Source organism: Lentilactobacillus sp. (assembly GCF_040773105.1).
In the GTDB taxonomy this organism is placed as follows: domain Bacteria; phylum Bacillota; class Bacilli; order Lactobacillales; family Lactobacillaceae; genus Lentilactobacillus; species Lentilactobacillus parabuchneri.
The window spans coordinates 1-9,461 of record NZ_JAXGWW010000071.1; the positions used below are offsets into that span (position 1 = coordinate 1).

Annotated in this window: 9 protein-coding genes and 1 other annotated feature; of the genes, 6 read left to right on the forward strand and 3 right to left on the reverse strand. The window is 44.6% G+C overall.

Annotated features, from left to right (window positions below; translation table 11 throughout):
- Nucleotides 1-535: 535 nt before the first annotated feature.
- Complete coding sequence (locus AB3112_RS05305) at nt 536-1,879, reverse strand: PFL family protein (protein WP_084972741.1); 1,344 nt, start codon at nt 1,877-1,879, stop codon at nt 536-538.
- Between the two features lie 11 nt (nt 1,880-1,890).
- Complete coding sequence (locus tag AB3112_RS05310; RefSeq protein ID WP_057910097.1) at nt 1,891-2,160, reverse strand: ACT domain-containing protein; 270 nt, start codon at nt 2,158-2,160, stop codon at nt 1,891-1,893.
- Nucleotides 2,161-2,342: 182 nt separating this feature from the next.
- Here AB3112_RS05310 and AB3112_RS05315 point away from each other — a divergent pair, with 182 nt between their 5' ends.
- The 5 genes from AB3112_RS05315 (at nt 2,343) to AB3112_RS05335 (ending at nt 7,551) form a co-directional block, all read left to right on the forward strand.
- Nucleotides 2,343-2,900 carry a sugar O-acetyltransferase gene (locus AB3112_RS05315; protein ID WP_367334070.1) on the forward strand — a complete coding sequence of 186 codons (558 nt, stop codon included), beginning with the start codon at nt 2,343-2,345 and terminating at the stop codon, nt 2,898-2,900.
- A gap of 78 nt (nt 2,901-2,978) precedes the next feature.
- Nucleotides 2,979-3,215, forward strand: a binding site (T-box leader).
- Between the two features lie 280 nt (nt 3,216-3,495).
- Nucleotides 3,496-4,311, forward strand: a complete 816-nt coding sequence (locus AB3112_RS05320) for a 2-keto-4-pentenoate hydratase (protein WP_084998832.1) — start codon at nt 3,496-3,498, stop codon at nt 4,309-4,311.
- A 485-nt stretch (nt 4,312-4,796) separates the two neighbouring features.
- Nucleotides 4,797-6,089, forward strand: a complete 1,293-nt coding sequence (locus AB3112_RS05325) for a Y-family DNA polymerase (protein WP_084972744.1) — start codon at nt 4,797-4,799, stop codon at nt 6,087-6,089.
- 21 nt (nt 6,090-6,110) lie between these two features.
- A complete protein-coding gene (locus AB3112_RS05330; RefSeq protein ID WP_057910102.1) occupies nt 6,111-6,431 on the forward strand; it encodes a hypothetical protein in 321 nt (106 codons plus the stop codon).
- A gap of 88 nt (nt 6,432-6,519) precedes the next feature.
- Nucleotides 6,520-7,551 carry a matrixin family metalloprotease gene (locus AB3112_RS05335; protein WP_367334071.1) on the forward strand — a complete coding sequence of 344 codons (1,032 nt, stop codon included), beginning with the start codon at nt 6,520-6,522 and terminating at the stop codon, nt 7,549-7,551.
- Nucleotides 7,552-7,717: 166 nt separating this feature from the next.
- On the opposite strand, the gene AB3112_RS05340 is transcribed toward AB3112_RS05335, so the two are convergent.
- Nucleotides 7,718-8,890 (reverse strand): pyridoxal phosphate-dependent aminotransferase, encoded by a 1,173-nt coding sequence (locus AB3112_RS05340; RefSeq protein ID WP_367334072.1) that lies wholly within the window; start codon nt 8,888-8,890, stop codon nt 7,718-7,720.
- Nucleotides 8,891-9,148: 258 nt separating this feature from the next.
- Here AB3112_RS05340 and AB3112_RS05345 point away from each other — a divergent pair.
- Nucleotides 9,149-9,461 (forward strand): transporter substrate-binding domain-containing protein (locus AB3112_RS05345; RefSeq protein WP_367334073.1); only part of this gene is annotated, 313 nt, incomplete at its 3' end.

Genomic DNA, 9,461 nt, shown 5'->3' on the forward strand with positions numbered 1-9,461 from the left:
AATGAACCATTTTTTACAATATTAAATAGCTGCCAATGATGAACGAAGCGCATGAATCATCGTTGGCAGCTATTTTATATTATTTTGATGTGAACTGCTGGTGACAACCCTGACTCGGGTCTCGTCACACTCTGGTGGAACTCAATTTTAGATATTGATTAGTTTGGTGCTCTACTGTTACTTGGATAAAATGTGCTCCGACGACCCAGACTCGTCCGCTTAATCCGATAACTAACTTCGACGGCCACGAAATGCCTAGTAGTTACCCGGTTCGCTTCGCACTCTTGCTTGATGACGATGTCCGTTTCATTTTTTCTTTCACCTAGTCAAAACGTGTTCCGACGACCCTGACCCGGGTCTCGTCACACTCTGGTTTGATAACGATGATCTTCTTATCTTTTCTTTCACCTAGTCGAAATGTGCTACGCGAACCAACTTCCTCCGCTTAATCCGATAACTAACTTCGACGCAAGCCCCGCGTCAAAGCTAGTTATCAAATTAATGCTCGGAAGTTACCCGGTTCGCTTCGCACTCTTTAATTTTTAAACGAATGAATCGGTGCCGGGATTCTTCCTCCCCTATTTACCAATTTAGCTGGGCTGCTTTGATTAATTGGCATTACCGGCGCGTAGCCGAAGATGCCGCCGAAATCAATTTGCTCCCCAACTTTTTTGCCGGTTGCCGGGATCACCCGGACCGCCGTGGTTTTGTTATTGATAACACCAATTGCCGCTTCGTCAGCAATCATTCCGCTGATCGATTCCGCTGACGTATCTCCTGGCACAGCCACCATATCCAGCCCAACTGAACATACTGCCGTCATCGCTTCAAGTTTTTCCAAGTTCAAATTACCATGTTCGACCGCCTTAATCATGCCGCTGTCTTCTGAGACCGGAATAAACGCACCAGACAGGCCGCCCACATGTTCGCATGCCATAACGCCACCCTTTTTGACGGCATCATTCAGTAATGCCAGAGCAGCCGTTGTTCCTGGTGCACCGACGCTTTCCAAGCCAATTTCTTCCAAGATCTCAGCGACCGAATCGCCCTGACTCGGCGTTGGCGCCAATGATAAATCAACTATTCCAAACGGCACATTAAGCGCTTTAGCGGCAACATTGCCAACAAATTGTCCCATCCGGGTCACCTTAAAGGCGGTTTTTTTGATGGTCTCCGAAACAACATCAATTGATTGACCGCGAACCTGTTCCAGTGCTCGTTTGACAACACCGGGGCCACTAATTCCAACGTTAATGACCTTATCAGCTTCCCCAACACCGTGAAACGCGCCGGCCATAAACGGATTATCTTCAACCGCATTGGCAAATACCACCAGACTCATGCAGCTGACTGGATCAATTTCAGAGAGGTCTTTGACGACCCGGCCCATCTGCTTAACCGCATCCATATTGATTCCGGCTCTGGTTGAGCCAACGTTGACCGAACCACAGACGCGTTTGGTCTCGCTTAACGCCTGGGGAATCGACTCAATTAACTTACGGTCGCCGGTTTGATAGCCCTTTTGAACTAATGCAGAAAAGCCACCGATCAGGTCGACGCCCAATACTTCGGCCGCTTTTTCCATTGTGTGGGCGTAAGCGACATAATTATCATCGTGACAGGCTGCGGCAATCATTGAAATTGGCGTCACCGAAATGCGTTTGTTGACAATCGGAATGCCGTATTCCGACTCGATTTGGTCAGCAACTTTCACCAAATCCTTGGCACTGGTCGTCAATTTATCATAAATTTTTTGCCGCGCCTTTTGACCGTCACTATCGATACAGTCAAACAATGAAATGCCCATTGTGATTGTGCGAATATCCAGCTTTTCTTCAGAAATCATTTGAATGGTCTCTAAGATTTGTTTGGTTTCCATCTCATGGCCTCCTAAAGCTTCTGAATGGCGTCAAATAATTCCTGACGTTGAATATTAATTGATAAGCCGGTTTCTGATGCGAGATCGGCCAAACTGGTCTTGACTTGATCAAAACTGACTTCGTGATCATCCCACTCACCCATCAACATCATGGTAAAATCTCCGTGCATTAATGTTTGAGAAATATCCGTAATGTTAACCTTCAGTGTTGCCAATCGTTGTGAAACCTTTGCAACAATTCCAACTTGATCATGTCCAATAACCGTGATAACTGCTTTCATTGTGTCCACCCTTTCAGATTCTTGAAGTCTGTAAATCCGCTAACTTGCAACTATCATACTAAATATTTCCCTGAACAGCAATTTGGATTTATATTTATCCGAATAAATTATAATTCTGCCTAATTTATACTTATAAATAATGCTATAATATCAATTAATTAATAATAAAGGTGGACAATGACATGGCAACTGAAAAAGAAAAATTCTTAGCCGGCGACCCCTACTTGGTGATGGATCCTGAACTAACTGCTGATGAAACCAAGGCACGCAGACTTTGTAAGATGATGAATGAATTAGATGATACCGCTGGTCAGGAAAAGGAAAGTTTGATCAAAAAGTTATTCGGATCGGTTGGAAAAGATCCCTGGGTCCAACCCAATTTTCGCTGTGACTTTGGTTACAACATTCACGTTGGTGACAACTTTATCTGTAACTACGATAATGTCATCTTGGATATTGCGCCGGTCACAATCGGTGATCACTGTATGTTGGCACCCCACGTTCAAATTTATTCAGCCTATCATCCCCTGGACCCCAAGCAGCGGGCAAATTTTGTGGGAATGGGAAAACCGGTTACTTTGGGCAACGATGTCTGGGTTGGTGGCGGCTCAGTCATTCTCCCAGGGGTCACCTTGGGCAATAATGTCATTGTTGGCGCTAATTCAACGGTCACCAAATCGTTCGGCGATAACTTGATTATTGCCGGCAGTCCTGCCCGAGTCATTCGCGAGAACCCCTAAAAAGAATAATTTTTTTAAATTTCGGGTTGACATTCAAAATAGCAGGGTGTAAATTAATGACAATCATTAAATTCAAATTAAAAAGCGATGAAGAGAATCGTCATTTTCCATTTGCAATAAGAGAGTTGCTGGTTGGTGTGAAGCAATTTGCAATCTTAGATGATTATCATCTCCGAGCTATGCGATCAAAGTTTTAGTAGATCACATTGGGTGCACCCATTATTGTGTCAGCGTATCGCGAAAGCTGTACGTGTGAGGTAATTCTAGCAATAGGATTACGAATTAAGGTGGTACCGCGCATTAGGCGTCCTTTTAACACTCCCATTATGGGAGGTTATTGGGACGCCTTTTTCATTTGAATTTAAAAATATTTTAAGGTGGTGAGGACATATGGAATCGGTGATTAAAGGCTCCAATGAAAATCCTGGTCAGATTCAGATTTTGCAAAAGCTAACACATAATTTCAACCGACATAGTGCCAACTACGCTACAACACATATTGATTCAATCAATCACATATTTCACGTCACGGATTGGTCCTCACTTTACATACAAGTGAGAACCCGATTAATTAAACTATACGGAGGTATCGCTTATGGATGAACAACAAGCAACAATGGAACTATCAACTCAGGAAAATGATTTAGCAAACAAACTATTTAACGCCTACGAAACTCACAAGCCACTAAAGGAAGCCGACTTTGACGGCGTCGTTAATGATGAACAGGCCGCTTACCGCGTTCAACGACGGCTAACCGAGCTCAAGAAAGAAGATGTTGGCGGCTATAAAGTCTCACTTACCAGCAGGCAAACCCAAGACATGTTTGACTCCGACTCACCACTATACGGTGCCCAAGTTAAAAGTCATTTCCTACAATCACCAGTTACCCTCCACCGTGGTGAACTCATGGAACCCCTTGCCGAAGTGGAAATGCTATTTACTGCAAAAGAAGACCTTAGCAGCAAGGATTCGCTAGAAGATCTCATGCGTAAGACCAAGGTTGCACCAGCCGTTGAAGTTCCCGATTCACGATTTAGCGACTGGTTCCCAAGCCTATCCAAATACATGGTTATGTCAGACGCTGCGGTTGGCGGCTACGTTGTCTACGGCGATGAAAAAGATACCAACCTACTATTTGATAACGTTGACGATCTCGCAAACGTTAAGTGTGAGCTATTCCATGATGGTAAAAAGCTAAAGGACGGCGCTTCATCTGAAGTCCTAGGCAACCCACTAAAATCACTTCACTGGCTAGTCGAAAAGCTCGAGTCACAAGGCATGCCACTACAAGCCGGCCAACGGGTTTCAAGCGGGACATTCCTACTACCTGAATCACTTAAGAACGGTGAGTGGAAGGCAACCTTTGATAAGGGATTGGGCGCAGTATTCTTGAAAGTTGCAGGTGATTAATCCAACCACTAAAATGACGACAACGAAAATTTTACTCATTATTTTCGGAACAACTGATAAATTGAAATTGAACGATAATTGATAAAAATGAAATGAAATTTGAAATGCCACTTCTGAAGGCGGAAAACTTTGGAAGTGGTATTTTTTGTGATCTGTTGGCTAGGCTAAACGTGCTGCGCGAACCAGATCCCTCCGCTTAGTCCAATAATGAGTTTCGACGCAAACCCAGCGTCAAAGCCGTTTGTTACACTAATGCTCCGAAGTTCCCGGTTCGGCACGCACTCTCTCTAAACGTGCTCCTCAAACCAGCTTCGTCCGCTTAATCCGATAATGGCTTTCGACGCAAACCCAGCGTCAAAACCCATTATCATATTAATGCTCCGAAGCTAAACGGTTTGACTCACACTCTCTCTTTTTTTCTTGACTTGTCGAACAAACGTTCGTATCATATAGATACACCAATAAATACCCGCAGGTGATCCCTCATGAAAACACCTCTTGATAACAAACAACTTCTTCCCGTCCACGACGTCATGTGCATTGACTGCAAATCCTTTTACGCTTCCACCGAAGCCATTAAGCGCGGCGAGCATCCCCTTTCCGCCAAAATTGCCGTAATGAGCCGCGAGGAATCCTCCGGCGGCCTTATTCTTGCTGCCAGCCCCTTTTCCAAACAAGTTTATGGCGTTAAGCTCGGCACTCGGCGGTTTGAGATCAATGACGATATGGATCTTGAAATGGTCGAACCCCACATGGCCGATTATGTTGCACTTAACTATAAAATCAACCAGATTTACCGGCAATTTACCGATGACAATCATTGGTTTCCCTATTCAATCGATGAAAGCTTTATTGATGTTAGCCACAGTCACAAGTTGTTTGGGTCTAATGTTCAAATTGCCAAAATGATCCAGGATAAAGTTTTTAAAGAAACCGGAATCATCACGACCATCGGTATCGGCCAAAATCCACTGCTTGCCAAACTCGCGCTGGATAACGCCGCCAAGAAAAAGGCCCCGTGGCTCGCCGAATGGGACTATGATGACGTTCCAACCACTATTTGGCAGATAAAAAGCCTTCCGGACATGTGGGGCATCGGCAGTCACACTGCTGCCAAACTTAACGGGTTAGGCATCTACTCAATTGAAGAATTAGCTCATGCCGACGTCAACAAACTCAAGAAAAAATTTGGCGTCATGGGCGAACAACTCTACTACCACGCTTGGGGAATTGACTACTCCGATTTGGAAAAAAAGTACCTGCCGCGTTCCGACAATAAAGGCTACGGCAACTCCCAAGTACTAATGCGCGACTACACGGAGTTAATCGATCTCAAAACAGTCCTGGGCGAAATTGCCGACCAAGTTGCCACCCGCTTGCGAAAAAATCACGTCGTTGCTGAAGTCGTCAGCATTTTTATCGGCATGGCCGACACAGACAAGCAGGGGCGCAGCCATTTTTCAGCCCAAATGCACGTTGAGCCCACCGATTCAACGAAAAGTATCAACAATGCCGTTCAGTATTTATTAGAAACCAAATGGGATGGCAGTGCCGTTCGAAACGTCGGTGTTCGCTGCAACCGAATTTCAGAAAAGCGTGCTACCCGATTCAGCTTATTCGAAGACCCGGACACCACTTTGGACCGGGAAAAGCTTGAACATACCATTGATATTATTCGAAAAAAATATGGCTACAAAGCATTAGTCAGAGCTTCATCCAAAACCAAGGGCGGAACCGCTATTGAACGGGCCAACCTGGTTGGTGGTCATCAAGCTTAACGATGTCAGGAGGTTTTTACAATGATTGCAGAATCACGTGAACTAATCGAAAAGTATCATCAATATTTTAAGCGCCTACCCCACTATCAATACTGGCTGGTGATCGTGGATAATCATTTCTTCGACCGCTATTATTTCTTTATTTATAGTAGAAAACTTCGAACCAAATTAGTTCGTTCCCACGAACTGCTGGCGCTCGTCCATGACAAACAAAAATATCAACAGGTTTTAGCCGACCTTAAAAGTATCAGCAACCTCAGTATCGAATATCGCGATACGTCACATTTAGTCGAACCGATACCGGAAATTACCAACGATAAAATCCATGGTCATAACTACTAATTTCTCCCAGTGCTTATAAGTAGTAAATTATTGAGTGAATATGGTATATTAATGGAAATAGTTGCAGATTTCGAGGGGAGAAGTTCGTATGAAACAGCTTAAAGAACGCGTGCTACTGCTGGCGGCTGGGATGTTCACAGCCGGCGCGATTGCAATTAACCAGGCAAATTCAGTTGACGCAAAAACGTCAGCCGTAAAAGTTGTGAGCGTCAGTTCCATTTCAAAAACGACCTACCAGGCTTCTAAAGGCTATCTTTATGGTGACGCCCAGCTAACGCAAAAGCGCTATAACCTAAGAAACTACGGTAAGCTCGTTTTTGATGCGTCAAAACGACTGACCGTTAAGAAGCCCAATGGCAAACAGGCCATTTATTACTACGTCACCAACAAATCCAGTAAAATCAAAGGCTATATTTGGCATGGCTACTTAACCAAAGTCCAAGTTCCAATGTCGGAAAAGGCAATCGTTAAACTAATTGACCAAGCCCCCGACATGAAGCCGGTTGAATCAATCAGAGATTTAAAACCGATTAATTATGAGACCCACGAAGCCGCCTTTGATTTAGCCTACAACGTTTTTCACTTCTCCCCAGCATCCATGTTTCAAGATAATCAAGCCAGCATCTACGTTCCGGACAGTGAATTAAGTCAGCACGTCCAAGCTGCCATGGCCAAGTGGAATACAGCCCTTGATACAACCGTCTTTACACTGGGAACCAAGACCAATCACACGTTGACAATCTCCTTTGGAAATGGCGTTAAGGAAGGTTGGGACGGCTTGTATGACGGAAAAGCGATTTATATTGATAAAGCCCACTACCGTGACGCTCAATATCCGGGAGCTTATATGAAGCCGGAACTGGCAGCCAAATTTACAACCGATCAATACTGGGATGGCGTCATTGCCCACGAACTCGGCCACACGCTTGGACTCGACCACACCGGTTACCAAGAAGATCTGATGTACGCACCAAACAGTATGGGAAACGTGATTGCCAAGTATATTTGGAAAAAGCCAGTCGCTAAATCAGCTACCGGATTGGACGGGACTGAAATGGCTGCGATTTCTGAACGGGATCTGAATCGGGCTAAGCTCGCCAAAATCTTAGGTTACTGGTAAATAAGTGTGGGCAACAAATACCTACTACGTTAGTGCACAATTCAGCTTAGCAATATTCTGGCTAAAAACGAGATCGAAGCAAAAGTACCAACTTTTGTTCCGATCTCGTTTTTTCTCATAATTATATATTATTTAGCTGAAGTGGACCGCAATAAGCTGACACAGCTTAATCAAACAAGTGCAGTTTGGCAATCCGCTGACAGGCCTCTGTAAATCGAGGCTCGTCAATCAACAATCCGACCCGGATGAACCCCTCACCGCCATCACCAAACCCGTTACCAGGTGCAACGGCAACCGCAGCTTTGTCTAGGAGCAAATCAGCAAACGCTTCACTAGTGTAACCTTTAGGAACCGGCATCCACGCGTAAAAGGAACCGCCAGAGGGGTATGGTTTCCAACCAATGGCCCGTGCTGCCTTGAAGAACTGATTCCGCCGTTTCTCGTATAGTGCCACCAAGTCGTGAACCGACTGCTGGTCGCTATTTAGCGCTGTAATAGCCGCCTTTTGAATCGCTGGAAAGACACTGACAAATAAATGGTCTTGAATCAGATTAATCGCTTCAATCATATCGGCATTCCCCGCAGCAAACCCAATTCGCCACCCGGCCATGTTAAATGATTTTGAGAACGTATCCATTTCAATGCCGACATCTTTGGCCCCTGGAGTTTGCAGGAAACTGACCGGCTTGTGGCCGTCAAATCCAATGGCACCATAAGCGAAGTCTTGAACAACACCAATCCCATTGGTTTTTGCGAAATCAACGGTTTTTTGGTAAAACGCCGGAGTGGCCACGGTGCCAGTTGGGTTGTTGGGATAGTTCAAATACATGAGTTTTGCGTCCCTCACAACCTGCTTGTCCAATGTGTCGTAATCCGGTAAGAAGTGATTGGCTTCTGTTAATCGCATTAATTCAAGTTTGACTTGAGCCAGTGCCACTCCTGATAAATAATCAGGATAGCCGGGATCTGGCAGCAACATCATGTCGCCGGGGTTTAAAATTGCAAACGGCAACTCAACCAACCCGATTTTGGACCCGCCAAGAATTGCGATCTCTGTTTCGGGATCCAATGAAACCCCATATTCCCGTTGATAAAAGGCCGCAGCCGCCTTTTTAAGCTCAGGGTCGCCTCTGAACTGAGCATACTTGTGGTTCTGCGGATCAGCAGTTTGCTTTTGCATGGCCTCCACGATAAATTCAGGCGTCGGTTGATCAGGATTTCCCTGCCCCAAGTTGATCACGTCCGCGCCAGTTGCAATCTTGGCATTGACCTTTTTGACAAGGCTCGCAAAAAATTGCTTGGGTAAGTGCTGTAAAATATTAGACTCTTCAAATTTCAAATGATTTCCTCCAGACAAACAACTTGTCTCAGCTTACGAATCAAACTGAGTATTTAGTGAATATTATGGTGAAAGTTCAAATTGATGTCAACAGATAATCTAATTTAAAATTAATATTTCTCATCATTCTACAATGCTACGCCGTAGTTGGCACCGTTTGCACAAATGAGTGTCTGCTATACAGGAATCCAAATATCTGGTATTATATTCTCATTATTGTGTGTGATGTTTTATTACATATACTAGGAGGAATTATTCATGAAGCGAAAAGTTTTAACAGCTTTCGGGCTACTATCCGTGCTGGTAGCCGTTTTGTTCTGTTTGGGACTGCCAGGCAGTAAGGCCCAAGCAAAAACTTATCAAATCGGGACAGACGTGACATATCCCCCATTTGAATTTGCCAACAAGCAGAATAAATATGTTGGTATTGATATCGACATTATGAAGGCAATTGCCAAAGAAGAAGGCTTTAAGGTTAATATTAAGCCGGTTGGGTTTAACGCAGCGGTTCAGTCAGTTCAATCTGGCCAACTTGACGGTGTGATTGCTGGGATGACCATTACCCCGGAAC

What these genes read in the sequence shown, in the direction of transcription:
- AB3112_RS05305 (WP_084972741.1), bottom strand. Translation starts at nt 1,879, where the DNA reads ATGGAAACCAAACAAATCTTAGAGACCATTCAAATGATTTCTGAAGAA.
- AB3112_RS05310 (WP_057910097.1), bottom strand. Translation starts at nt 2,160, where the DNA reads ATGAAAGCAGTTATCACGGTTATTGGACATGATCAAGTTGGAATTGTT.
- AB3112_RS05315 (WP_367334070.1), top strand. Translation starts at nt 2,343, where the DNA reads ATGGCAACTGAAAAAGAAAAATTCTTAGCCGGCGACCCCTACTTGGTG.
- AB3112_RS05320 (WP_084998832.1), top strand. Translation starts at nt 3,496, where the DNA reads ATGGATGAACAACAAGCAACAATGGAACTATCAACTCAGGAAAATGAT.
- AB3112_RS05325 (WP_084972744.1), top strand. Translation starts at nt 4,797, where the DNA reads ATGAAAACACCTCTTGATAACAAACAACTTCTTCCCGTCCACGACGTC.
- AB3112_RS05330 (WP_057910102.1), top strand. Translation starts at nt 6,111, where the DNA reads ATGATTGCAGAATCACGTGAACTAATCGAAAAGTATCATCAATATTTT.
- AB3112_RS05335 (WP_367334071.1), top strand. Translation starts at nt 6,520, where the DNA reads ATGAAACAGCTTAAAGAACGCGTGCTACTGCTGGCGGCTGGGATGTTC.